The organism is Arthrobacter sp. JB02-1C (genome assembly GCF_057748045.1).
The window spans coordinates 1,929,022-1,954,058 of the sequence record NZ_CM173235.1; the positions used below are offsets into that span (position 1 = coordinate 1,929,022).

Here is a 25,037-nt window from a genome sequence, read left to right on the forward strand (position 1 = left end):
GAGCGGATCGGAAGCAGCAGGGGATGCCGGCCGCGGCTGCGCGGACGAAGTTTGGGCTGCTCGAGAGTGGATAGCGGGATGATTTCTGAGTACGCCACCGGATAAATTGCCTTTGGTGCAACACCTGTTGCCAAACACTAGGTTGTGACGGCGCTAACAGTCAAGACGCGATGTGACGGCGCCGCTTCCGGGCCGCCGCAGGACGTGTCCGGTTAGGATTGGCTCCAAGCTGGGGCCGCGCGGCCGGCCGTGAAAGGTTCCCAAATGAAGGCTCTACCCGTAGAACCGAGCAACGTACCGGTTGCCATCGGCTCCAGGATCCGTGCCGCCCGGCAGTCGCAGCGGCTCACCATCGAACAGGTCGCCGACGCCACCGGGCTGACCAAGGGTTTCCTCAGCCGGGTCGAGCGGGACCTCACCTCGCCCTCGGTCAGCTCGCTCGTCACGCTCTGCCAGGTCCTCTCCATCTCCATCGGCGACCTGTTTGCCGCCCCGGAAACCCACCTCACCAAGGCCGGCGAAGGCCCGCGCATCTCGCTTGGCGGCGAGGGGATCGTCGAACGGCTGCTGACCGCCCGCTCCGAGCGCCGGGTCCAGATCATCCAGGCCGTGATCGAGCCCCATGGACGCGGCGAGTCCGAGTTGTACGCCGTGGACTGCGACGTCGACGTCCTGCACGTGATCAAGGGCAGTATCCGGCTGGTCCTGACCAACGAGGAGTTCGAGCTGCACGCCGGGGACACCGTGACTTTCCCCGGCCGCGAGCCGCACACCTGGGTCAACCCCACCAACAGCCCGGTCGAGGTCCTCTGGGTCCTGGTCCCCGCAGCCGGCAGGTAGTTCGGGGGCGGGCTCGGGTCGGCCTGCGCGTTCCTGCCCAGTTACTCCGCCCATCCGCCGCCGGGACGCCGCCCCAACCCCGGAATGGCGCGGGCGGTGCAGGGCGGCAGGGGAAGTAACTGGGCTGGAGCGTCGGGCTCCGTCGGGGAACCGTGCCCTGGGCCGGGGAACCCTGGACTGCGCCGGTGGTCCCGGGAGATCGGGGGCGGATCAGCGGGTGGGCTGCGGCCCGCGCTGCAGCACCGCGCGGATCTCGGCGAGGACACGCTCCGGCTCGTACCAGATGTGCTCGGGCATGTACCGGAGCAGGGCGAAGCCGCTGAGCGTGGAGGCGTTGTTCCGGCCCAGGTCCCGGCGCAGGTCCGCCCGGTTGGAGTGGTAGGCGAAGCCGTCCACTTCCACGATGAGGAATCCTTCAAGCAGGAAGTCGACCCGGCCGATTCCCGGCAAGCGGACCTGGGCGTCGTAGCCGATGCCATGGGAGCGGAACAGGTGCTGGGCATCGACTTCGACGATGGACTCGGCCCGGAGATCGAGTTGCTGCAGGACCCGGCGCATCCGGCCGGAGCGGTCGGCTCCCAGCTGGTCCGTCAGCAGCTCCCTCGGAATGCCGTACAGCCGCAGGCCCGACGTCGCGACGGCCACCGAGGCGGGAGCCGGCAGGCAGCCAAGGGCGTGCAGCACCACGTCCTCGACTGCCGCCACCGGAAGCACCCCCGATGCCTCGAACCGGACAGTGCGGTGCCGGATGAAGCCGGTGCCATGGCCGTGGTTGCAGGCCAGGTGCGGTTCTGCCGGCGGCTCCCTGAGCCAAAGCCCGTAGTGGCCGGCCGCACTCGCGCAGCTGACCCGGGCGTTGTGCCGAAGGGCCGCCGCGAACTCGGGTTTGCAGCCCGGCAGGACAAAGATGCCTCGCCGCGGCTGCGGAACCGCCGCGGCCAGCCGGGCCAGGTCCGTCCGCGAGCAGCCCGCGGCCAGGAGTTGACCGGTTCGCGCGGCTCCGCCCAGCCCGGCGAGACAAGCCATGGCATCCATGGGACCACTTCACCGGTTCCGGACCAGGCCCGGCACCCGCTACCTCTGCTATCTGGACAACTGCCTGGATAACGCAGCGCCGCTTAGCCGCCCTGCCCTGCGCTCCTGCCCAGTTACCGCCGGCAACGCCCGGCCACGCCGACCCGCAGGCCCGGAAACCCGGGGGCGGACCAGGCCCGGCACCGTCCCGGGCCCAGGGTAACTGGGCAGGACCGCAGCAGCGGCGCGAAGCCCGGCGTCTTCGGTAAACATCTGATGCGCATCGAACAACTCCGAGTGTATGATGGCTGTCACACCCACCCGACAATCCCTGAAGGAGACCGCCACTCGTGGAAGAGCTGCGCATCGAAGCCAACGGCAACCTGGGCCCCATCGATTCCTCCCGCATCCCGCGCTACGCCGGCGCCGCCACCTTTGCCCGGCTGCCGCGGCTGGACCGGGTGGCCCAGGCGGACGTCACGGTGGTCGGCGTGCCTTTCGATTCCGGCGTCTCCTACCGGCCCGGCGCGCGGTTCGGCGCCAACCACGTCCGGGAAGCGAGCCGGCTGCTACGGCCCTACAACCCGGCCTGGGACGTCAGCCCGTTCGAGAACATCCAGGTCGCCGACGCCGGGGACATGGCGGTCAACCCCTTCCACATCAACGAGGCCATCGAGTCCATCCAGCAGAACGCCCTGGACCTGACCGCCGCCGGCAGCAAGCTGTTGACCCTCGGTGGGGACCACACCATCGCCCTGCCCCTGCTGCGCGCCGCCGCCGAACGCGCCGGCCAGCCGGTGGCGATGCTTCACTTCGACGCGCACCTGGACACCTGGGACACCTACTTCGGCGCCGAATACACCCACGGCACCCCCTTCCGCCGAGCAGTCGAAGAAGGCATCCTCGACACCGAGGCGATCAGCCACATCGGCACCCGCGGCCCGCTCTACGGCAAAAAGGACCTCGACGACGACCACCGCTTCGGCTTCGGCATCGTCACCTCCGCCGACGTCTACTACCAGGGCGTCCTGGAGACCGTGGCCAAGGTCCGCGACCGGATCGGCAACCGCCCGCTCTACATCTCCGTCGACATCGACGTGCTGGACCCCGCGCACGCGCCCGGCACCGGCACCCCGGAAGCCGGCGGCATCACCAGCCGCGAGCTGCTGGAAATCATCCGTGGCCTCCGCGGCATGAACCTGGTGGGGGCCGACGTCGTCGAGGTCGCCCCGGCCTACGACCACGCGGACATCACCGGCGTGGCCGCCAGCCACGTCGCGTACGAACTCGTCACCCTGATGGCGGACCGCGCCGTCGACGGCGACCGGACGACGGCGGCCAGCGGCTACGAGGCGCAGGCCCTCGGCCGGGAAACCCGCCGGCCGGCCGGCTTCGCCGCCCCGGCAGCCCAGCCGGCCCAGGACCGGGCCGAAGCCGCGGAAGTGACCCAGTGACCGGGGTGCGGAACGGCGGCGACCTCGTCGTCGAAACCCTGGAAGCACTGGGCGCCAAGACCGTCTTCGGCATTCCCGGCCAGCATGCCCTCGGCCTGTTCGACGCGATGGGCCGCGGCAAGCTGCACTTCGTCTCCTCACGGGTGGAGAACAACTCGGCCTTCGCCGCCGACGGGTACTCCCGGGCCACCGGCGAAGTCGGCGTCCTCTTCCTCTCCACCGGTCCCGGCGCCCTGACCTCCCTGGCCGGGCTGCAGGAAGCGTATGCCACCGGCGTGCCCATGGTCGTGGTGGCCAGCCAGATCCCGCTCGACGGGCTCGGCGCGCGGCGCAAGGGCATGCTGCACCAGCTCGACGACCAGAAGGCCTCGGCCGCGAACGTCACCAAAAGCCAGCGGCTGATCCAGCACGCCTCCGGCATCCCCTCCGCCATCCAGGACGCCTGGACCGAGGCGATCTCCTCGCCGCAGGGCCCGGTGTGGATCGAAATCCCGCAGAATGTGTTGCTGGATCCGATCGTGGTTCCGCCGGTGGAAGACGCGCTCGCCGAAGCCGCCGACAACCCGCCCCGGGTCGAGCTGGTCCGCGAAGCCGTCAAGTGGCTCTCCGAAGCGAAGCGCCCTGCCATCATCGCCGGCGGCGGCACCCGGCGCGGCAAGGCCGAGAAGCCGCTGCTGTCCATCGCCGAAAAGCTCCGCGCTCCGGTGGTCTGCACCCCGGGCGGCAACGGCGCGTTCCCATGGAACCATGACCTGTCGCTGCAGTCCTGGATCGAGGACCAGCACACCACGGAACTGCTCGAGGACGCCGACGTCCTGATCGTCATCGGCTCCTCCCTCGGCGAAGTCACCTCCAATTACTTCACCTTCGAGCCCCGCGGCCGGATCATCCAGATCGACGCCGAACCGCGCGTGCTTGAATCCAACCGCCCGGGCCTGGGCATCCGGGCCGACGCCGGCCAGGCGCTCGCCGCCCTCGATGAGGCGCTGACCGACCCGCACGGCGAGCGTGCCGACTGGCACGGCAGCTCCCCGGAGGACCTGGTCGGGGAGACCCTGGCCATGGTCAAGGCACGGCTGGAATCCCAGGATCTTGGCAAGGAACTGCGGTTCATGGCGGACATCCGCGAGGCCGTCCCGTCGCAGATGCAGACGTTCTGGGACATGACCATCTCGGCCTACTGGGCCTGGAGCTGCTGGGACGCCCGCGACGGCCAGTTCCACTCCGCCCAGGGTGCCGGCGGGCTCGGCTTCGGCTTCCCGGCGGCGATCGGCGGCGCGGTCGGCCTGGAAACCATCGGCCAGGGCGGCGCGGCCGCGCGGGTGCTCGCGGTCTCCGGCGACGGCTCGGCGATGTACTCGATCGCGGAGCTGGCCACCGCCCGGCAGCACAACGTCCCGGTCACCTGGCTGATTGTCGACGACGGCGGTTACGGCATCCTGCGCGAATACATGGTCGGCGCGTTCGGCAAGGCCACGGCCACCGAACTGGCCCGCCCCGACTTCGTGAAGCTGGCCGAAGCGTTTGGCGTCCCGGCCGTCCGGGTCGCTCCGGAGAACGTGGGGGACGCGCTGAAGGCGTCCTTCGCGTCGGACGGGCCGAACGTCGTCGTCGTCGAAACCCTGCTCAAAATGTTCGCGCCCACCCACCTGGACCTCTGAGCGCAGCACCCCACGGCACACCAATCCCGCCAGGCCCCGCTTCCCCCCGGAAGCGGGGCCTGACGGCGTTTCCGGCCCCAGGCGGGGACCGTCCGCGGGCCCTGCTTAGTTTCCCAAAGTAACCAGTTTCCTGTATTGTTGCTTCGGGCAAGCAAGTAAGGGGCGTTCACTCATGACCGTTGCATCGACCACCGCAGCCAAGCTGGTCAACCAAATCTTCGACCTGCAACGTGCCGTCCGGTGCGTTGCCGCGGCAAACCTGCGCGGCGACGAAACCGGGGTGGCGCTGCAAGGCGTCCTCCGCTTTGTGGGGGAGGGCGAGACCCGGGCCACCCAGCTTGCTGAGCGACTCGGCGTCAGCGCCCCGGTGCTGAGCCGGCACCTGGCCGAGCTGGAAGGGCAGGGCTACGTGGTTCGCCGGCCGGATCCGGTCGACGGCAGGGCGCAGCTGATCGCCCTGTCTCCCGCCGGAGTGGCCAAGCTCCGTTCCATCGAGGAACTGCGCGCCAGCACCCTGCAGGGCTTACTGCTGGACTGGAGCGAAGACGACGTCGAAGAGACCGCGCTCACCCTAAAGAAAATCGCTGAATCCTTACGGACTGCAGCCCGGGCAAAGACGGCCGGATCCACTAACACAAGTACCTTTGTTGAGGAGTAAATCCATGGCCAGCCACGCTGCTGCCGCCGGGCCGTCCCCGGCCCCCACCCCGCACTCACATCCGGCGCCGCAGGTGGCCATGAGCCACCGCCAGATCATGGAGGCGCTGACCGGCCTGCTGGCCGCGTTCTTCACCGCCATCATCAGCAGCACCATCGTGGCTAACGCGCTGCCGACCATCATGTCGGAGCTCAAGGGCACCCAGACGGACTTCGCCTGGGTCATCACCGCGGCCCTGCTGGCCAACGCCGCCACCACCCCGATCTGGGGCAAGCTCGCGGACCTCTTTGACAAGAAGTTCCTGGTGCAGCTGAGCATTGTCATCTTCGTCGCCGGGTCCGTGATGGCGGGGTTCTCGCAGACCATCCCGTTCCTGCTCGCGGCCCGCGTCATCCAGGGCGTCGCGATGGGCGGCCTGACCGCGCTGGCCCAGGCGATCATGGGCTCCATGATCCCGCCGCGCGACCGCGGCAAGTACTCCGGCTACATGGGCGCCGTGATGGCCGTCGGCACTGCCGGCGGTCCGCTCCTGGGCGGCTTCATTGTGGACAGCCCGCTCGGCTGGCGCTGGACCTTCTTTGTCTGCGTGCCGCTGGCAATCGTCGCGCTGATCCTGCTGCAGATCACCCTGAAGCTGCCGCACGTCCGGCGCCCCGCAAGGATCGACTGGCTGGGCTCCATCCTGCTGACCTCCGGCGTCAGCCTGCTGCTGATCTGGGTCTCCTTCGCCGGCAACCCGGACTACTACGACTGGTGGTCCTGGCAGACGGTCGCGATGGTCGGCGGCGGCATCGTCCTGCTGGCGCTGCTGGTGGTCGTGGAATCCCGCGTCAGCCAGCCGATCATTCCGCTGAAGATCATCTCGGAGCGCACCACCGCCCTTTCCATCCTCGCCTCCGTCGCCGTCGGCGTCGGCATGTTCGGTTCCTCCGCGTTCCTGGGCCAGTACTTCCAGGTCGCCCGCGGTGCCACGCCGACCGAGGCGGGCCTGCTGACCCTGCCGATGATCGCCGGCAACCTCATCGGCTCGGTGCTGTCGGGGCAGCTGATCAGCCGGACCGGCAAGTGGAAGCGCTACCTGATCGCCGGCTCCATCCTGCTGATCGGCGGCCTCGGCCTGGCCGGCACCATTGACCACACCACCGAGCTCTGGCTGACCGGGATCTACACTGCGGTCCTGGGCCTGGGCCTGGGCCTGCTGATGCAGAACCTGGTGCTGGCCGTGCAGAACACCGTCCGGGCCACGGACATCGGTACCGCCAGCGCCTCGGTGGCGTTCTTCCGCTCGGTCGGCGGCGCCATCGGCGTGTCCGTCCTCGGCGCGGTGCTGGGCAACCGGGTCAAGGAACTGGCCACCAAGGGGCTGGCCGCCGCCGGCGTTCCCGTCACCGGCGGGTCGGGCGGGTCCAACATGGACCTGAAGGACCTGCCGCCGCAGATCCGCGACATCATGCGGGCCGCCTACGGGGACGCCACGGCGCAGATCTTCATGATCTCGGCGATCATCGGCATCGTGGCGCTGGTTGCCGTGCTGTTCATCAAGGAAAAGCCGTTGCGCCGCACCGTGGACCTCCAGCCGGAGGGCGGGGCAGCCGCCGCTGCGGCCGCGGCCGTCACCGGTTCGGGTGCCGACGTCGACGCCGGGGCTGCCGCCCACGCCGTGGCCGCCTCCGCCCCGGACGGCGCTGCTTCCCGCCCGGACGGCGCTGCTTCACGCAGTGCCGCCGCCCGCAGTGCCGCCGAGTCCGGCTTTGCCGCCACCGGCATCGTGGACCTGGACCGCGAGTTCCTCGAGGTCCTCACCCGGCAGCGGGCCAACGGCACGGCAACCCAGGGCGAAGCCAGGGCCGACCGTGAGGGGGCCCGGCTCCGCGCCAGGACCCTGGTGGCGGAGGCGCGAGCCGACCACACCGACGTCGTGCCCCTGCTGCTGCAGACCCAACGGCTGCTCGCCGAACAGCAAGTGCAGCTGGCAGACGCGCTGCGCGCCGTCCATGAGCAGGCCGCCGAACAGCGCGCCATCGCCGCCGAGCAGGCCCGGGTCAGCGAACAGCTGACCACCCTGCGCCGCCAGCTGGCCAAGGAGCGCAAGCTGCAGCGGGCCGCCGCCGACTACCTCGCCACCCACGGCCGGCACCGCGGCGAGTAAGCCACCGGCCAACCCGGGCAGCGGCCCCGCGACTCCCACCGTGGGAATCGCGGGGCCGCTTTTCACCCGGCGGCTGATTGCGTACAGTTGGACGGCTACGATTGTCGGCCCTGGTTGCTATTACTTTCCTGTCCGTCTTCTGCGATTTCCCTCCCTGCGTTTCATGAACCCCTGCTAAGGACCCGTGGGCATGCTTGTCACCCTCATACGGCGCTATTCCAAGCCGTACCTGCCGTATATCGCGGCCGTCATCGTTTTCCAGCTGGCCTCCACCATCGCGGCCCTTTACCTGCCCAGCCTCAACGCCCAGATCATCGATGAAGGCGTCTCCCGCGGCGACACCGACTACATCTGGCGCACCGGCGGGCTCATGCTCGGCGTCGCACTGGTCCAGGTGGTCACGGCGGTCGCCGGTGTCTACTTTGGCTCCAAGGCCGCGATGGCGTTCGGCCGGGACCTCCGCCGGGGTGTCTTCCGCAAGGTCAGCAGCTTCTCGGCCCGGGACGTCAACGTCTTTGGCGCGCCGACCCTGATCACCCGCGGCACCAACGACGTTCAGCAGGTCCAGATGCTGATGTTGATGGGGCTGAACTTCATGGTGGCCACCCCGATCATGTGCATCGGCGGCATCTTCATGGCGCTCCGCGAAGACCTCAACCTCTCCTGGCTGGTCTGGGTCTCCGTTCCCCTCCTGGTCGTGGTGGTCGGTTACCTGGTGGTCCGGCTGATGCCGCTCTTCCGCTCGATGCAGACCAAGATCGACCGGCTCAACGGCATCCTCCGGGAACAGATCATCGGCATCCGCGTCGTCCGGGCCTTCGTCCGGGAGCCGCATGAGACCGAGCGGTTCGGCGCCGCCAACAAGGACCTCACCGACGTCTCCCTGAAGATCGGCGCGCTGTTCGTGCTGATGTTCCCTGCCATCGGCATGATCCTCCACGTTTCCACCGCCGCCGTGCTGTGGTTCGGCGGCCAGCGGGTCGACGCCGGGGACATGCAGGTCGGTTCGCTCACGGCCTTCCTGCAGTACCTGCTGCAGATCCTGATGGCGGTCATGATGGGCACGTTCATGGCGATGATGATTCCCCGGGCCTCGGTCTGTGCCGACCGCATCGGCGAGGTGCTCGACGTCGAGCCCTCCATCCACGAGCCGCTCGCCCCCGTTGCTCCGGCGGCGAAGGCCGGCCGGGTCGAATTCCGCAACGTCTCCTTCGCCTATCCCGGGGCTGAGGCGCCCGTGCTCAGCGACATCAGCTTCACCGCCGAACCGGGCCAGACTGTGGCGATCATCGGCTCCACCGGATCCGGCAAAACCACGCTGCTGGCCCTGCTGCCGCGGCTCTTCGACGCCGGCTCGGGCGAGGTCCTGCTCGACGGCGTCCCGGTCACCGAGCTGGACCGCCGCGAAATCACCGACCGCGTCGCCATGGTCCCGCAGCGCCCGTACCTGTTCTCCGGCACGATCGAGCACAACCTGCGCTTCGGCAAGGCTTCAGCCACCGACGACGAGCTCTGGGATGCCCTCACCGTGGCGCAGGCCACCGACTTTGTCCGCGAGAAAAAGGGCGGCCTCGACGCCAGGATCGCGCAGGGCGGTACCAACGTCTCCGGCGGTCAGCGGCAGCGGCTGTGCATCGCCCGGGCCCTCGTCACCGAGCCCAAGGTCTTCCTGTTCGATGACTCCTTCTCCGCCCTGGACGTTGCCACCGACGCCCGGCTGCGGAAAGCGCTCAAGGCCAAGACCGCCGACGCCACGGTGATCATCGTGGGCCAGCGCGTCTCCACGATCGCGGACGCGGACCAGATCCTGGTCCTGGACAACGGCCGGATCGTGGACCGCGGGACCCATGAGGAACTGTTGGAAACATCGCCCACCTACCAGGAAATCGTCGAATCCCAGCTGACCGCGGAGGCAATCGCGTGAGCACCAACGAAAAGCTCAGCCCAGAAGCGCCCGTGACGGCGGGTTCGGCCCCGGCCACCGAGCCGGTTGAGGACGACTTCCACGAGGAGGAGTTCACCCCCGGCGAAGCCGACGGCGGCATGTTCGGCGTCCCGGCCAAGAAGGCGCAGCATTTCTGGCCCTCCGCCAAACGGCTGATGGGGCTGCTGAAACCAGAACGCGCCGGCATCGCCGTGGTGCTCGGGATGGTGGCCGTCGCCGTCGTCCTCAACGTGATCGCCCCGCGCATCCTCGGCCAGGCCATGGATGTCATCTTCGGCGGCGTCGTGGGCAAGCAGCTGCCCGCCGGCGCCAGCAAGGACCAGTTCATCGCCGGTCTGCGCGCGCAGGGCCAGGAAAACTTCGCGGACATGCTGGCCCGGATGGACGTCACGCCGGGCGTCGGCATCGACTTCCAGAAGCTCGCCTTCCTGATCAGCGTGGTGCTGGTGATGTACTTCGTCGCCAACATCTTCCTGTGGCTGCAGGGCTACGTGCTGAACGTGCTGGTCATGCGGGTGGTCCGGAGGCTGCGCGACGACACCGAGAGGAAGCTCAACCGGCTCCCGCTGAACTATTTCGACACGCGCCAGCGTGGCGATACCCTGTCCCGGGTCACGAACGACGTCGACAATATCCAGCAGGCGCTGCAGCAGGCCTTCGCGCAGCTGGTGAACTCCGCCCTGACGGTGCTGGGCATCGTGATCATGATGTTCATCGTGTCCTGGCAGCTGGCCCTGATCGCCCTGATCGCGCTGCCGCTCTCCGGGGTGGCGGCCGGCATCATCGGCGCCCGCAGCCAGAAGCTCTTCGCCGCGCAGTGGAAGAACACCGGCGACCTGAACGGCCAGATCGAGGAATCGTTCTCCGGCCACGACCTGGTCCGTGTCTTCGGCCGCGACGCCGACATGCTGGCCCGCTTCGACGAGCGCAACGAGGAACTGTACCGGGCCAGCTTCGGCGCCCAGTTCGTGTCCGGCATGATCATGCCGGTCATGCAGTTCGTCTCCTACCTCAGCTATGTGGGGATCGCCGTGGTCGGCGGCCTGCGGGTGGCCTCCGGTGGGATGAGCCTGGGCGACGCGACCGCGTTCATCCAGTACTCGCGCGAGTTCACCCAGCCGCTGGGGCAGATGGCCGGCATGGCCAACATGCTGCAGTCCGGCGTGGCCTCCGCGGAGCGGGTGTTCGAGTTCCTGGACGCGGACGAACAGGATGCCGAGACTGCCACCGAGCAGCTGCCGGCCAAGACCGACGGGCACGTCGAGTTCCGGCACGTCAGCTTCAGCTACAGCCCGGACAAGCCGCTGATCGAAGACCTGTCGTTCACCGCCGAGCCGGGGCACACCGTCGCAATTGTCGGGCCGACCGGCGCCGGGAAGACCACGCTGGTGAACCTGGTGATGCGCTTTTACGAGCTCAACGCCGGGAGCATCACCCTCGACGGCGTGGACATTACCCGGCTCAGCCGCGCCGAGCTGCGGTCCAAGGTCGGCATGGTGCTGCAGGACGCCTGGCTGTTCGGCGGCACGATTTACGAAAACATCCGCTACGGCAAGCTGGACGCCACCGAGGAGCAGATCATGGCCGCGGCCAAGGCCACCTTCGTGGACCGCTTCGTCCGGGCACTTCCGGACGGCTACGACACGGTCATCGACGAAGAGGGCAACAACGTCAGCGCCGGTGAGAAGCAGCTCATCACGATCGCGCGGGCCTTCGTGGCGAACCCCTCGCTGCTGATCCTGGACGAGGCCACCAGCTCCGTGGATACCCGTACCGAAGCCCTGGTCCAGAAGGCCATGGCCGCGCTGCGCACCGAACGCACCAGCTTCGTGATCGCGCACCGGCTCTCCACCATCCGGGACGCCGACACCATCCTGGTGATGGAAGCCGGCCGGATCGTCGAACAGGGGCGCCATGCGGACCTGCTTGAGCTGCGGGGAGCGTACTACCGGCTGTACATGTCCCAGTTCGCCGGCGAGGATGCCGAAACGGCCTTTTCCGAAAACAGGGCCGATGAGCCGACGGCGGTGCACAGCTGAGCGCCGCCGGCCACGTTCCCGAGTCCCGGCGCCTCGAGGTGCGGGTGCCGATGCGGTGGGGCGATATGGACGCCTACGGGCACATCAACAACGTGCAGATCGTCCGGATCCTGGAGGAAGCCCGGGTCGCGGCCTTCGGGCCGCCGCGCGGTGCCGGCCTGCCCGGGATCGAGCCCGAGGTGGCGTTGTTCAACGAGGTTCCGGCCGGGACCCTGGCGCTCGTGGTGGAGCACAAGATCCGCTACGTCCGGACCCTGGAATACCGCAACGTCCCGGCTGTCGTGCAGCTCTGGATCGGGGCGGTTAAGGGAGCCAGCTTCGATATCCACTACCTCGTGCAGGATCCCGTCACCGGTGAAGACTGCGTGACGGCGAGCAGCCACCTGGCCTTCGTGGACGAGGCGACCGGCCGGGTCCTGCGCCTGACGGCCGAACAAAAGGCCAAGCTGGCACCCTTCACGGCACCCCGCCACACGCACTAACCCGGCCGCCAAGCCAGCCTGCGCCCGCCGACCACCCGCGCGCCCGCCGCATCCCGGCGGCTCGTCGGCTGCGTCCTGCGTCCTGGCTAGCGTTCCAGCCCAGTTAGTCCGGCCGACACCACCGCCGCCACGCTGGTGGGCCGGCGTGTCGGGGCAGTCTGGAGTCCTCCGGCCGCAGTAACTGGGCTGGAGCGTCAGGAACCCGCGTACAGGTGGGGGAGCGGCCCGGCCCAACGTCCCTACCTGATGGTGAAGACTGGTTCTAGACTGAACAGGCAGCCGGGAAGTACAACGTGGACGAGGAGCACCGAGCATGGCCAAGCGCAGCAAAATGAAGGCACGGAAGAAGACCTGGAAGGAGCTCTCGCCACTGGCGAAGGTTGGTACCGTCATGGCGGCAGTCACCCAGATTTCATTGCTAGTCGCTGCCCAGCGCGACATCTCCCGCCGCCCGGCCGAAGAGATCCGCGGCAGCAAGGCGCTGTGGCGGGCTGCCACGCTGATCAACTTCGTCGGACCGGGGAGCTACTTCACCTTCGGCATCAAGCGCCTGCCTGCGCTTAAGTAGCCGCCGGCCCAGTAGCCGCCGAACCGGCGATATCCCCAGCCCGGGCCGCCCAAGTGGCGCACGTGCCGAGGCCCGGGCGCGCCCAGCAGGCCGACTTGCCGGCACCCAGCAGGCCCACCTGTCGGCACCCAGCGCGCCCCCCTGCCTGCGCCCGCCGGGCCCAAGCGCAAGCGCCCGCCGGGCCCAAGCGCAAGCGCCCGGCGGGGCCCGGCACCGCGCCCGCACCTACGCGCCACCCGGGAAACTACTGCCGGGTTGCTCCGGTCCTGCCTTGATGCGGGTGTTCAGCTTTAGCCTGTAAATTGAAGCTATGACCCCTGCCAAGAAGCCTGCCATGCACCGCGCCCTCGGCATCTCCAAGGAGATCGAAGATGCGGCGTGGTTTGTGCTCGGTCCGGGGTTGCTGGGCAAGGCCTCGCCGCTGGATGGCCGTACCCGCACCTGGTCGGTGCCGGCCGCCGCCGAGCTGCTGGAGCGGCTGGAACGAGGCGTCCCGGACGCCAAGGCGCCGATGATGACCAACCTCCGGGAGAACCTGGAAGGCGCGACCCGCGGGGCCAAGCAGCTGGCCGTCGAGCTCCTGTTCCTGCAGTCGCTGCCGCTGGCCCACGAAGTGAAGTCGCTCAAGGTCAAGCGCGCCAGGGTGGCCGAGGCAGCGTCCTGGCTGGAGCCGCCGCTGGAGCTCCCCGATGAACTGTATGCCGGCATGACCGACCACGGGGTCATCCGGGACCGCACCGCCGAATTCAACTGGACCATTTGGGACCACTTGAAGTGGCTGTGCCGCTTCGTCCAGCACGTGGCCCAGCGCCCGGCCGGCGTCGTCCAAGCTGCCGTGAAGGATCCGCTGGCCTTCCATGCCCTCACCGCCGGCACCCCCGAGGACCAGCCGGCCATCCGCCGCAGCATCGAGTTCCTGGTCTGGCCCAGCTACTTCGAACCGGTCGTGGCGGACGTCGAACGCCAGGAAATCCGGGATGCCTTCGCTTCCCTGGTCGGTGGCGCCCACGGGGACACCGACGAGGAAATCTCGGCCGACATCCACCGCATCCGCCTGCACCTCGATGAGCAGGCCGGCCAGCGGATCGACTGGTACTCGCGCCAGCTGGTCAGCCAGTGGCGTAAGGTCGGCGATCCCGGCCGCCGCGCCTGGCTGCTGCGCAGCCACCATGACAACGCTGAAGTGCTCGCGGCCTGGCAGGAGGGGGAAGCGGTGACGCTCGACGTCGAACATCTCCGCCTGCTCGATCCGGGCGTGACCGCCGGGGTGGTGCAGCACGCGGTGGACGAAGATTACAAGCACCTCAGTTACGTGGAGCGTGAGGACACCAAGGCGGCCGTCTTCGCGTTCCTGACGGTGATGAAGCCGGGCGACCTGGCGCTCTACCAGAGCTCAGGCACGGTCCGGGTCGGCGTGGTGCTGGGCGAACCGGAGCATCAGCAGGACAACCGCCGGCTGCACCGGAAGGTCCGCTGGTTCGATGAGGCTCACTCCATGGCGGACCTGCCCCGGCATGTGCAGCGGCAGCTGGCCAGCTCCGGCCAGATCGTCGACATCACCCGGGTGATCCAGGCCCTGGACACGTTGCTCCCGGCCGAAGCGGAAGCCGACGCCGGCGACGGCGCCGAGCCGGCCGCCGTCGTCGTGGCCGCCCCGGAAGGGTTCCGTCCGCTGACGGCGGAGTTCGCCGCGTCGCTGCACATGGATCTGGAGCCGTTGCAGGAAATTGCCGAACTGCTGGAGGAAAACCGGCAGCTGGTGCTCTACGGCCCGCCGGGCACCGGCAAGACCTACCTGGCCAAGCACCTCGCCGCCCAGCTGGCCGGCGATCCGAGCGAGGAACGGGTCAAACTGGTCCAGTTCCACCCCTCCTACGCCTATGAGGACTTCTTCGAGGGCTACCGTCCGGACAAGACCGACGAAGGCCAGGTGTCGTTCAAGCTGGTCGCCGGGCCGTTGCGCCGGCTCGCCGAGGAGGCCGCCAAGCCCGGCAACGAAAGCAAGCCGTACTTCCTGATCATCGATGAAATGAACCGGGCCAACCTCGCGAAGGTCTTCGGCGAGCTGTACTTCCTGCTGGAGTACCGGGACGACCGGATCTACCTGCAGTACAGCCCCACGGAACCGTTCTCGCTGCCGGACAACCTGTACATCATCGGCACCATGAACACCGCGGACCGTTCGATTGCGATGATGGACGCGGCCATCCGCCGCCGGTTCTCCTTCATTGAGCTGCACCCGAAGACCGAACCGGTAAAGGGCACGCTGTTGCGCTTCCTGCAGGCCCGCGGGCTGGACACCACCCCGGCGCTGCTGCTCGATGAGCTGAACAACGCCATTGACGAGTGGGACCGCGACCTCATGATCGGTCCGTCGTATTTCATGAAGAAGGCCGCCCAGACGCCCACCGGCCTGCGGCGGATCTGGAAATACGAGCTGATGCCGCTGCTCGAAGAGCATTACCACGGGCAGCTGAACCGGGCCCAGCTGGAGGAGCGGTTTGGGTTGGAGCAGCTCCTGGGCCGCCTTGCCCGGGTTTAGGACCGCCGCCGGCGGGGGCGTCCGCCACCTTGTGCTGGACGAGTTGTCCGGCGGAGTGGTGGAGCGGATCGACGCCGCCAGCGCCGCGTTCATCAACGGCAGCGGACTGGCGAAGGCCGCGCCGCTGGGGCTGGGGCTTTTCCGGATCGAACCCGTCGGCAAAGTCGGCTCGGTCCGCACCGCCACCGTGCAACTGGAGGTGCGGCCCAAGGAGCGGTTGGGCCTGAGCCGGCTGCTGTTCCTGCTCGGCTACACCGAGGATCAGGGTTTCCGGGATGACACCGTGGCCGCGGTGGAGGACGCCGACCTGTGGAATTCCCTGGCCGAATCCCTCGCGCAGCTTGCGGACCGGGCCCTGAGCCGCGGGGTGTTGCAGGGCTACCTGAACGTCGACGAGTCGCTCCGCACGGTCAAGGGGAGGATCCGGATTTCGGATCAGATCTCGCGCCGGCCGGGGATGCTGGTGCCGCTGGAGGTCTCCTACGACGAGTTCACCGAAGACATTCCGGAAAACCGGATCCTGCGGGCCGCCCTGGAGCGGATGTCGCAGGTTCCGGGGGTCCGGGCGGACGTGCTCAGCCGGTTGCGCCGGCTGAAGGGGAAGCTCGACGCCGTGACGCGCCTGCAGTCCGGCGCCCCACTGCCGCCGTGGCGCGCCAGCCGGATGAATCTCCGCTATCACGCGGCCCTGCGGCTCGCCGAAGTCATCCTGCGCAACGCCTCTGCCGAAGCCGGGGACGGCAAGCAACAGTCGGCGTCGTTTGTGGTGGACATGGCGAAGGTGTTCGAGGACTTTGTCGGGGTTGCGCTGCGCGAAGCGATGGCGGCCTACCCGGGGGAGATGCGGCTGCGGTACCGCTCGATGCTGAACGAGGCGGTCCGGGACTCCGACCGGATCATGGTCCAGCCGGGTGCCGTGCACCTGCTGGGCGGGCGGCCGGTGATGGTCTACGACGCCAAGTACACGGCCGCGTCCGACGCCGGTGCCTCGCTTTCCGGCGACCACTTCCGGATGCTGGCGTACTGCACGTCGCTGCGGGTCCCGACGGCCTGGCTGGTCTACGCCGGCGCGGGGGAGATCAAGCTGCGGCGGATCCTCAACACGGACATCGACGTGGTGGAATTCCCGCTGGACCTGTCCCTGCCACCGGCGGAAATCCTCGCGGCCGTCGCCGACCTGGCGCAGCAGTCATGGGGCGAAGTGGTGCGCCAGGCGACAGTCAGCCGCTAAAGCGCGCCGTCGCGACCGGAGTCAGGCCAGGTCGTCCCCGAGCGTGGTCGATACGGACAGCAGGTGGCTCAGCAACGCCTTTTCCGGCCGGCCGGGGTTCTTCGCCACGTGGTGCCGGAGCTGCTGCCGCACCGGAGCCCCTTCGGGCCTGGTGTCCAAGAGAATGGTGTCGATGATCGCTGACGCCTGAAGGCGCAGCGGTTCCATATCTCCCGGGTTTTCGGGGCGGCGAGTGGTGTGCGCGGTGCTGGTTCCGCCGGACAACATCAAGTGTGGCATTGCGCTTCTCCTGCGGAGTGAGTACCCCAGCGTACGGGTCAATAGAGTCCTAGTCCCCGAGTTTCGATCATAGACCAGGCGTACCCGTCTGTCTCGCCTGGGTGCGACGAGACCCTGCCGGATGCGCCGGCGATTTCTTTCCCGGTGGTGCCGAGGCTACCGGGTGACGGAGCGGGAATTGCGCAATGCGCGCTAAATGATGTGTCGCGGCGCGGCGCGGCTCAGTCCTGGTCGGCGAGGAAGGACTCGAGCCGCTGCTCCAAAGCGGAGCGGTCCTTCAGGCTGCATTCCCAGACGGTGAGCACTTTCCAGCCCGAGCTTTCGAGCAGGCGGCGTTGTTCGGCGTCGCGCGTCCGGGTGCGGGTCCGCTTCGCGTCCCAGAACTCGGCGTTGGACGTGGGGGCGTGCAGGCCGACGCGGCAGTCGTGGAAATGCCAGAAGCAACCGTTTACGAAAATCACTTTTCGACGGCTCGCGAAGACCAGGTCCGGATTTCCGGGAAGCCGGCCGCCGCGCGCCGTGCCGTGCAGCCGGTAACGATAACCCTTGGCGTGCAGCAACCGGCGGATCAGCAGCTCCGGCTTCGTGTCCTTGCCGCGGATCCGGGACATGTTCCAGCTCCGCCGCTCCGGGGTCAGACTGTCCGCCATGATTAAAAGTCTAGGCGGCCGCCGTTCTCTCCGTCGGGGGCGCCTAGATTTCGCGTTCCGGGTGCGTGCCGAACTGGAAATGGCGGCCGCTGACCGAGCTGGGGTCGATCTCGACGTAGAAATCCTTGAGGGTCGGTACCCACGGTTTGAGCCCCAGCGACTCTGCCGCCGCGACCTCTGCGGAGTGTTCCAAGATCCGGGCCTCGCCCCGGACGACGACGGACCACGCCTCCGCGGAGAGGATACCGTCGGTTTCGAAGAGAACCCTGGCATTGATGTTGAGTTCGGCCAGTTTACTCCCGGGCGCCGTCCGCAGGTACAGCTTCCGGCCGCTCACGGCGTAATTCACCGGAAAGATATCGGGTTCCCCGGCCACGCTGACGACGAGCCTGCCGTGCTGCGTTGCCTCAAGGAGCTTCCAGGATTGGTCATCGGACAGGGTGAGGATCGGGCTGTCATCCGTGTGTTCAAACATCATGCGCCCATTGTTCTATCCGGCGTAGAAATTTTCTAGGGCTTCGGCGCGTGGACTTCTCGAAACCGGGGCTTCTGCCGCGAAGAGACGGCTGTGGATAACTCTTACCGCGAACATGTGATGTCCGTTACCCTTAGGCATTGTTTGGATTCAGGCGTCGTGATTTTCCTATCGGGGGAGTAGCCGAACATGACATTCCGTATTCCAGCCTCCAGCCGACGGCGGCCGCGCCGATATCCTGCTGCAACCGCGCTGTTTACCGCGTCGGTGCTGGCGGCGACGGCCTGCACCGGCAGCCAGGCAGCGCCCGAGCCGCCACCAAGCAGTGCCCCACCCTCCGTTTCTGGAGCCGCCACGCCCACTCCGACGCCGACATCCACGGCGAGCTATAAGCCCGCGGACGCCAACGGCCGCGCGCAAAACGTCCCCGTCCCGGTGCTTCCCGAGGTCGCAAAGACGGAAACGAAGGAGGGCCTCGAAGCATTCGCCAAGTACTGGTTTCAACTCCTGAGCTACGGCTACGAGACCGGTGATACGTCAAGACTGTCGGCCGTTACTTCGGATACTTGTGAATTTTGCTCAAACATATTTAAGTCCCTGGAGGCGAACTACCGTGGCGAAACATGGCTGGCCGGAGGCCGGATTGACGCCCCGAGCATCAATGCAAACTTCGCGCCCGATGGGGATGGAAGTTACCAAGTGATTGTCCAGGTGCGGCAAGGGGTTATCACCTATCACAAGGTAGGCGGCTCTCAGCTTCGCCCGCCCACTCCACCGTCAGACACCGGAAATGTGTTGCTGAGTGCATTTACGGAGGGTGCGTGGCAAGTTACCGGGCTTCATCCCATCCGATGAAACCCCGTCGGGTTCGATCCAACATCCTCATGGCATTTGCCGTGATGCTTGTTTTCGCGTGTCTGAGCGCCACCGTCGTGAGCGCGGATGAAGGAGTCGATGCCGGCTTTGGCAACCAAGGCGTGCTCGTCGGAGGGTGGAGATTGGACCCAGGCTCTGGAAAGTTCATCCCATTGATTCCGGGGGCGCCGTCAACCGACCCCTATCAATACAAGTACGAACTTCAATGCCACCTCGGGGGAGGCGACTTCGACACCACCTGCTTGGCTTCCCTGGTGGATTGCAAGAACGGACCCGGTGGCAAGGATGGGATTCCGGTGGTCTGGCTGAAGGCCCCTGCCGGCGTGCCAAACCCCGTCTGGAGCTTCCATTCCGGACCAACGTGCCTGTTTGATCCAAGACCTGAAGATTTACTTCCGCGCATCGCCGCCATGATCCAAACCGAGTTCCAAAAGCTGCCCATCGCTGCGGGCCACATAACGGCTCAGCCAAGTCCTCACACCCTCCGCGGAGCCGAAACCAACTTTTTCGCCAACGCCGCCGAGCAGCAGTACGACATCAAGATCCTCGCCCAGGATGTTCATGTCAGTGCCAAACCAGTCCAGTACACGTGGGACTACGGCGACGGTACCTCGCTCGGCCCAACGGCGGCGGCCGGCGGACCGCTGCCTCAGGACCGTTGGGGCGAGAAGACGGCCACCAGCCACGTCTATACCCAAACCGGAGACTTCGCCGTGGTGCTGACCACCCACTTCCAAGGCACCTACGCCGTCAACGGTGGTCCGCCGTTGCCGATCCCGGGCCAGGGACAGTTCAGCGCCCCGCCTCAAAGCGTCAGTGTGTGGCGGTCAATCACCCGGAACTATGCGGACGACTGTCTGCGGAATCCCCAAGGAGCCGGCTGCCCCGGTGCGCCGGCTCCCGCCCGCTGATCCCGCCGTGATCCGAGTCTCAAGCGGAATAGGCGCCGATGCTGCAAAGTTCCCGCCAGTGAAGTTATTTCACTCCGAAAGGAACCGCGCATGCTGTTTTCCCCTATGACTCTCGGCCAGCTGGAACTCCCCAACCGTCTCGTGATGGCACCGCTCACCCGGGTCCGTTCCGGCAACGAAGGCGTGCCAGGGCCACTGGTGGTGGAGCACTACCGGCAGCGCGCCTCGCTCGGACTCATCGTCAGCGAAGGCGTCTATCCCAGCTTGGCCAGCCGCGGCTTCCCGGGACAACCGGGCATCGTCACCGAGGAGCAACTGGAGGGCTGGGCCAAGGTCACCGCCGCCGTGCACGAGGAAGGCGGCAGAATCTTCGCCCAGCTGATGCACGCGGGCCGTGTCACCCACGAGGACACCAACGGCGGCCACCAGGTCGTCGCACCGAGCGCCATCGCCATCGACGGTGAAACCCGCACCTACCAGGGCAAGAAGCCCTACCCGGTCCCGCACGCGCTGACGACCGACGAGCTGCCCGGCATCCGCGAGGAGTTTGTCCAGGCCGCCCGCAACGCCATCCAGGCCGGGTTCGACGGCGTTGAGCTTCACTCCGCCAACGGCTACCTGCTGCACGAATTCCTGACCCCGGCCGCCAACCAGCGCGACGACAACTACGGCGGCTCACCCGAAAACCGCGCGCGCTTCGTCATCGAAGTCACCCAGGCCGTCGTTGACGCTATCGGCGCCGACCGGGTGGGTATCCGGATCTCACCGGAGCACAACGTCCAAGGGGCCTTGGAGCTCGACGCCGCCGACGTCCGGGCAACCTACGGCCCGCTGGTTGACGCGCTGGCTCCGCTCAAGCTGGCGTACCTCAGCGTGCTGCACAAGGACCCCGCCGGTGAACTCGTCCAGGACCTGCGCGGGCGCTTTAACGGGACCTTCCTGCTGAACACCGGCTTCGGCGTCATCACTACCCGTGAAGAGGCAACCTCGCTCATCTCGGACAACCTGGCCGACGCCGTCGTCGTTGGCCGGCCAGCCATTGCAAACCCGGACCTGGTCCGCCGCTGGCGTGAAGGCTTGCCCGTCAATGAGCCGAACCCGAGCACCTTCTACAGCGCCGGTGCCGAGGGCTACACCGATTACCCGGCGTACCAGAGCTCGAACTAGGCGCCAGGGGCCCACGCCCCACGGCTTCCTGCGCCGTGGGACATGCCCTGCCCGTGTCATGAACAGTGGACAGAATGCCATCCTGTCCACTGTTCGCATTTAAGGATGGGCATGTCCCTAGGGCGGGGTTGGCAGGGGACGAGCATGTCCTGGGGGAAGGTCCAAGAAGGGGCATGCGCCATTGAAGCATGCAAAGAATGGGCATGTCCCTAGGGCGGGGGTGGCAGGGGACGAGCATGTCCTGGGGGAAGGTCCGAGAATGGGCATGCGCCAGGGAGACGTGCCAAGAATGGGCATGTTCCTAGGCGGGTGCCACCGACCGCTGGCACAGGCCGATGAAGGCCCCCAGCTGCTCCAGGGTTTCCGGACGCGCCGGCAGATAGTTGGTCAGTTCGGGCGACCGGACGATGACGGCGCGCCACTGCCCGCGCGACACTGCCACGTTGATCCGGTTGCGGGAGAGTAGGAATTCCATTCCGCGCGGCGCTTCAGCCACCGCTGAACACGCCATGGACACGATCACGACTGCCGCTTCCTGGCCCTGGAACTTGTCCACGGTCCCTACCCGCACCCCCGCAAACCCTGCCCGGTCCAGGGTGTCGCGAATGAGGTTGACCTGGGCGTTGTAGGCGGCCACCACCAAGAGGTCGTCGGGCTTGAGCGGGGCCGCCTCGCCGTCGTTGTGCCACCTTAGCCCCAAGTGGCGGCGTACCTGCCGGAGAACCTCGGCCGCTTCTTCCGGGGACGACGTCGTGTTGCCCGTATGCGGCACCATGACGGTCTCGATCCCGGCCGGCACCCCGTCCAGCCGGCGGAGGTCCGCGGCGGGTGCGGAATGCAGCCGCCCCTCGTATGACAACTCCGAGACCGCGAGGCACAGCTCCGAGTTCATCCGCCAGGTATCGGCCAAGAAGTAGCCGAGCTCCTCGGGCAGCGTCGCGTGGCCGGCGGAGATCCACCCCAGGGCCGATTCGTCGACCGGTTCGGGGTGCCGGCCCTGGCTGACCTGCGGCAGTTGCTGCGGGTCGCCGAGCAGCAACAGCCGGCTGCTCGCCTGGGCTACCGCGAGGGTGTTGGCCAGCGAGAACTGGCCAGCCTCGTCGATGACCAGCAGGTCCAGCGAACCGGCGGGAATGGTGGCTCCGGTCATGGTCCACGCGGTGCCGCCGATCAGCGCACCGCCGGGGGACCCGACCAGCGCCGTCACGTCTTTGGCAGTGCGCGCGGACCACTTCAACGGACGGTCGTGCTTGATGTCCTTGGCGACCAGCGCCGGGCTGACGCCGGCCTTCGTGATCGCGGTGGTGAGGAGGTTCTCCACCACTGCGTGTGACTGGCCAACGACGCCGACCTTCCAGCCCTGCGCCACCAACCGCGCAATGACGTGGGATCCCACATAGGTCTTCCCGGTTCCAGGCGGTCCCTGCACCGCAAGGTAGGAGTGGTCCAGGCCCAGGACCGCTGCCGTGATGGCATCCACGAACCGGTCCGGTCCGGCGCCGGGCCGTGGCAGCCGCGCCGAGTCTGCCAGCCTTGGCGGCAGCCGGCGGACCAGGTCCAAGGCGGGATGATGCGGGATCGAACCGGCCTGCAGGCCCTCCGCCACCGCGGCGGCGAGGCGTTCCAAGGCCTGCTCCAGGCTCTTGGTGGCGAGCGGCTGGTCCTCGGTCAATGCGATGGGGAGCTCCTGGTAGGGGGGAATGCCCCGGTGCAAGCGGTCCCGGATGACGACCGTGTCCTTGCCGTCCGTGTGGCCCAGCTCCAGCACCTCGGTGCCGAACCACCCGCTCCGGCCGGCACCCTCCTTGCCGGTGCCCGCCAAGCCGGCGGGAAGCGGCAGGTCGTACATCCGGAACCACTTGCTGCCCTCGCGCAGGTCCGACCCGGGACTTACCGTGCCGGTCAGCCTGACCCGCCGCTCCGGAAGCTTCCTGCCGTCCTGCTGCCAGTCGTCGAGAAGCTCTGCCGATTCGACGAGGAAAACATTGCGGTCCCGTTCGTGCGTGTCCGGACCCTGCTCGCACCGGTCGAAGTGCGCCCACCAAAAGGACTTGCGCTCCCGGCGATGGTAGCTGACGGCCGCAGCCAGCATCGACACCGCCTTCCGGTCGTCGGCGCCCAGGCTTGCGTCGGTCTCGGCCGCCGCCAGCAGCGCCCGCTCTGCCGGGCCGGGCGCCACGTCGCCCCGCAGCGCGTCGCGTTCCAAGGTCTCGGCGCCGGCAACACCGGCGCCAGGCCCAGGCATGTCGCCTCCCCCTCCGCCCCCGGGCCCAGAACCGCTGCCCGGCCCAGAACCGCTGCCCGGCCCGGAACCGTTGCCCGGCCCGCCTCCGCTGTCCGGCCCGGAACCGCCGCCGGACCCCGGGCCGCCCGGCTCGATGCCGAGTTCCCGCGCCCGTCGGAGCAGCCAGTCGCGAAGTTCCAGGGTGGAGAGGCAGTCGTATTCGTTGTAGTCGGAGATGCCGGCCAGGATCACCGCGGCCTCCTCGGTCCGGCCGGCGTCCCGCGCCTCGCAATAGTGTGCATACGCGACCACCGAGGCGCCGGCGTCCTTGACCTCGCCGGAGCGAAGGTTGGTGCCCATGTACAGCGGCTCAAGCTTCTTGATGCTGTAGGAGTTCTCGGAGATGCGGATGCTGTTTCGGACGGTCTGATAAAGGTCGACCAAAAGCCCCTCGCGGAGCCACTCGTCCACCGTGTCCTCGCCGGAAACGTGCTGCACCGAAAGCTTCCGCAGCGCGGTTTTCTCGTACGCGGCGTAGTGGTACACATGCATGTCCGGGTATTCTCGACGGCGTTTCTCCACGTAGTCGAGGAAGTCCAGGAACGCTTGTTTTTCGGCCGCGCGGTCGTGCGCCCAGAACGGCCGGAAGACGCCCGCTGCCCCGGGGCTGGCCGGCGCCTCGACCACGCCGAAAAGATACTCCAGCCCCCACACGCCGGTGCTGCTTTCCTGCCACAGCGGGTCGCCCTCGAAGTCGAAGAAGATATCGCCCTGGCTGGGCGGCGGCAGCTCGGCCAATGTGTTCCGGGGCAGGACGGCGTAGCGCAGCGTATGCTCCGCGCCTTCCTTGACGTACCGGACTTCTCCGTCCGCTTGGCCGACGCCGCTTTGCATCCGGGCCTGGTCCTGCAGGCGCAGCAGCGTCGGTGTCGGCTCAGCCAGGGTAGCCTCGGCGAACTCCTTTACGGTGCGGATGCCACTGTTGTGCAGGTTCTTGCGCTGTACCGAGTTCATCCGGGCCACCAGCAGCAGGTCATCGGTGGCTTTCACCTGTTCCTGGCAGTAGTCGCACCGGCCGCAGGCGCTGACCTCGTCGGTGCCCCAGCGGACCGTGCCGGGCTGGGCGATATGTGCCGCGGTCAGGGCAAGGAAGCGCTCACGCCGCTCGCGGAAGACCGGCAGGATTTCGGCGAGCTTGTGGTGGCTCCGGACATAGTCGTAGCCGCCGTCGGCCAAGGGCACGGTGGCGCCCAGGACCAGGGTGACCTTGGGGTCCACCGGGATGCCCGCCTTCAGTAACTGGTCGCCGTATGCCGCCAGCTGCAGGAGGGCGGTCACCTTGGCATGGCGCGCCAGCTTGGTGTCGAATACCGCATAGCTGCCGTCAGCCTGCCGGACCAAGAAGTCGGAGCGGCCGTGGAACTGGCCGTCGAAGAACGCGGCCTGGAAGACGACGTCGGCCCCCGCCCGCAGCGCCTCAATGGATTCGGCGTGCTTGGCCAGCAGGGAAGTGCGGTCCATCGCGGCCGCGGGCACCACGTCGTACACGCCCCGGCCCCGCGCCGGATCCCAGGGCCCGAAGTCCTCGACGAACGCGTCCAGGACCCTGCGCTCGTGGAGATCGCCCAGCACCGCCGCATGCTGCAGCATCTCGTCGGCGCCGAAGGTGGCCGCGGGGGAGCGTCCCAGCTTCTCGTCCAGCTTCCGGAGCAGCTGGTACTCGCAGCCCACCGCTACAACAAGGTCGCTGGCAGAGTAGACCAGGTCCGGCTCGGCGCCGGCTAGCTCCGCTTCCAGAAAAAACACTGTGCCCCCGATGGGTTGGTTTTGCTCGCTTGGTTTTGAGGCGCTCGTCCTGCTGTGTCTCTTCTG

The 25,037-nt window shown here is 67.7% G+C and carries 19 protein-coding genes; 14 read left to right on the forward strand and 5 right to left on the reverse strand.

Going from position 1 to position 25,037, the window contains the following annotated elements; all coding sequences use genetic code 11:
* Positions 1-264: 264 nt before the first annotated feature.
* Positions 265-840, forward strand: a complete 576-nt coding sequence (locus tag AC3ANP_RS09335; RefSeq protein WP_488329915.1) for a helix-turn-helix domain-containing protein — start codon at positions 265-267, stop codon at positions 838-840.
* Positions 841-1,050: 210 nt separating this feature from the next.
* Here the strand turns inward: AC3ANP_RS09335 and AC3ANP_RS09340 are convergent, their stop codons facing one another.
* Positions 1,051-1,875 (reverse strand): DUF559 domain-containing protein, encoded by an 825-nt coding sequence (locus tag AC3ANP_RS09340; RefSeq protein WP_488329916.1) that lies wholly within the window; start codon positions 1,873-1,875, stop codon positions 1,051-1,053.
* A gap of 329 nt (positions 1,876-2,204) precedes the next feature.
* Here AC3ANP_RS09340 and speB point away from each other — a divergent pair, with 329 nt between their 5' ends.
* From speB to AC3ANP_RS09390, 10 genes are all read left to right on the forward strand, one after another.
* Entirely contained in the window at positions 2,205-3,308 is a 1,104-nt protein-coding gene (gene speB, locus AC3ANP_RS09345) for an agmatinase (protein ID WP_488329917.1), read from the forward strand.
* Entirely contained in the window at positions 3,305-4,969 is a 1,665-nt protein-coding gene (locus tag AC3ANP_RS09350) for a thiamine pyrophosphate-binding protein (protein WP_488329918.1), read from the forward strand. The genes speB and AC3ANP_RS09350 overlap by 4 nt, the downstream gene beginning before the upstream one ends.
* A gap of 172 nt (positions 4,970-5,141) precedes the next feature.
* Positions 5,142-5,627 (forward strand): MarR family winged helix-turn-helix transcriptional regulator, encoded by a 486-nt coding sequence (locus AC3ANP_RS09355; RefSeq protein WP_488329919.1) that lies wholly within the window; start codon positions 5,142-5,144, stop codon positions 5,625-5,627.
* A gap of 79 nt (positions 5,628-5,706) precedes the next feature.
* Positions 5,707-7,776, forward strand: coding sequence for an MFS transporter (locus AC3ANP_RS09360; RefSeq protein WP_488333010.1), 2,070 nt, complete (start codon positions 5,707-5,709; stop codon positions 7,774-7,776).
* Between the two features lie 190 nt (positions 7,777-7,966).
* Positions 7,967-9,700 (forward strand): ABC transporter ATP-binding protein, encoded by a 1,734-nt coding sequence (locus tag AC3ANP_RS09365; RefSeq protein ID WP_488329920.1) that lies wholly within the window; start codon positions 7,967-7,969, stop codon positions 9,698-9,700.
* Between the two features lie 119 nt (positions 9,701-9,819).
* A complete protein-coding gene (locus AC3ANP_RS09370; RefSeq protein WP_488333011.1) occupies positions 9,820-11,760 on the forward strand; it encodes an ABC transporter ATP-binding protein in 1,941 nt (646 codons plus the stop codon).
* A 50-nt stretch (positions 11,761-11,810) separates the two neighbouring features.
* Positions 11,811-12,242, forward strand: a complete 432-nt coding sequence (locus tag AC3ANP_RS09375) for an acyl-CoA thioesterase (RefSeq protein WP_488329921.1) — start codon at positions 11,811-11,813, stop codon at positions 12,240-12,242.
* A 313-nt stretch (positions 12,243-12,555) separates the two neighbouring features.
* Positions 12,556-12,810 carry a hypothetical protein gene (locus AC3ANP_RS09380; protein WP_488329922.1) on the forward strand — a complete coding sequence of 85 codons (255 nt, stop codon included), beginning with the start codon at positions 12,556-12,558 and terminating at the stop codon, positions 12,808-12,810.
* A 310-nt stretch (positions 12,811-13,120) separates the two neighbouring features.
* The gene (locus tag AC3ANP_RS09385) at positions 13,121-15,352 is read left to right on the forward strand and encodes an McrB family protein (protein ID WP_488329923.1); all 2,232 of its coding nucleotides are present in this window, start codon (positions 13,121-13,123) and stop codon (positions 15,350-15,352) included.
* On the forward strand, positions 15,312-16,583 hold the full coding sequence (locus tag AC3ANP_RS09390) for a 5-methylcytosine restriction system specificity protein McrC (protein ID WP_488329924.1): 1,272 nt from the start codon (positions 15,312-15,314) through the stop codon (positions 16,581-16,583). The genes AC3ANP_RS09385 and AC3ANP_RS09390 overlap by 41 nt, the downstream gene beginning before the upstream one ends.
* Before the next feature lie 21 nt (positions 16,584-16,604).
* Here AC3ANP_RS09390 and AC3ANP_RS09395 read toward each other — a convergent pair whose 3' ends face one another.
* From AC3ANP_RS09395 to AC3ANP_RS09405, 3 genes are all read right to left on the reverse strand, one after another.
* A complete protein-coding gene (locus tag AC3ANP_RS09395) occupies positions 16,605-16,862 on the reverse strand; it encodes a hypothetical protein (protein WP_488329925.1) in 258 nt (85 codons plus the stop codon).
* Between the two features lie 221 nt (positions 16,863-17,083).
* Complete coding sequence (locus AC3ANP_RS09400; protein WP_488329926.1) at positions 17,084-17,512, reverse strand: very short patch repair endonuclease; 429 nt, start codon at positions 17,510-17,512, stop codon at positions 17,084-17,086.
* Between the two features lie 43 nt (positions 17,513-17,555).
* A complete protein-coding gene (locus AC3ANP_RS09405; RefSeq protein WP_488329927.1) occupies positions 17,556-17,990 on the reverse strand; it encodes a pyridoxamine 5'-phosphate oxidase family protein in 435 nt (144 codons plus the stop codon).
* A gap of 186 nt (positions 17,991-18,176) precedes the next feature.
* On the opposite strand from AC3ANP_RS09405, the gene AC3ANP_RS09410 reads away from it, so the two are divergent.
* The 3 genes from AC3ANP_RS09410 (at position 18,177) to AC3ANP_RS09420 (ending at position 20,941) form a co-directional block, all read left to right on the forward strand.
* Positions 18,177-18,842: a DUF6318 family protein gene (locus AC3ANP_RS09410; RefSeq protein WP_488329928.1), complete on the forward strand. Its 666-nt coding sequence runs from the start codon at positions 18,177-18,179 to the stop codon at positions 18,840-18,842.
* A gap of 29 nt (positions 18,843-18,871) precedes the next feature.
* Positions 18,872-19,774 carry a PKD domain-containing protein gene (locus tag AC3ANP_RS09415; RefSeq protein ID WP_488329929.1) on the forward strand — a complete coding sequence of 301 codons (903 nt, stop codon included), beginning with the start codon at positions 18,872-18,874 and terminating at the stop codon, positions 19,772-19,774.
* Positions 19,775-19,864: 90 nt separating this feature from the next.
* Positions 19,865-20,941, forward strand: a complete 1,077-nt coding sequence (locus tag AC3ANP_RS09420) for an alkene reductase (RefSeq protein ID WP_488329930.1) — start codon at positions 19,865-19,867, stop codon at positions 20,939-20,941.
* 301 nt (positions 20,942-21,242) lie between these two features.
* Here the strand turns inward: AC3ANP_RS09420 and AC3ANP_RS09425 are convergent, their stop codons facing one another.
* Positions 21,243-24,971: a TM0106 family RecB-like putative nuclease gene (locus AC3ANP_RS09425; RefSeq protein WP_488329931.1), complete on the reverse strand. Its 3,729-nt coding sequence runs from the start codon at positions 24,969-24,971 to the stop codon at positions 21,243-21,245.
* Between the last annotated feature and the right edge of the window lie 66 nt (positions 24,972-25,037).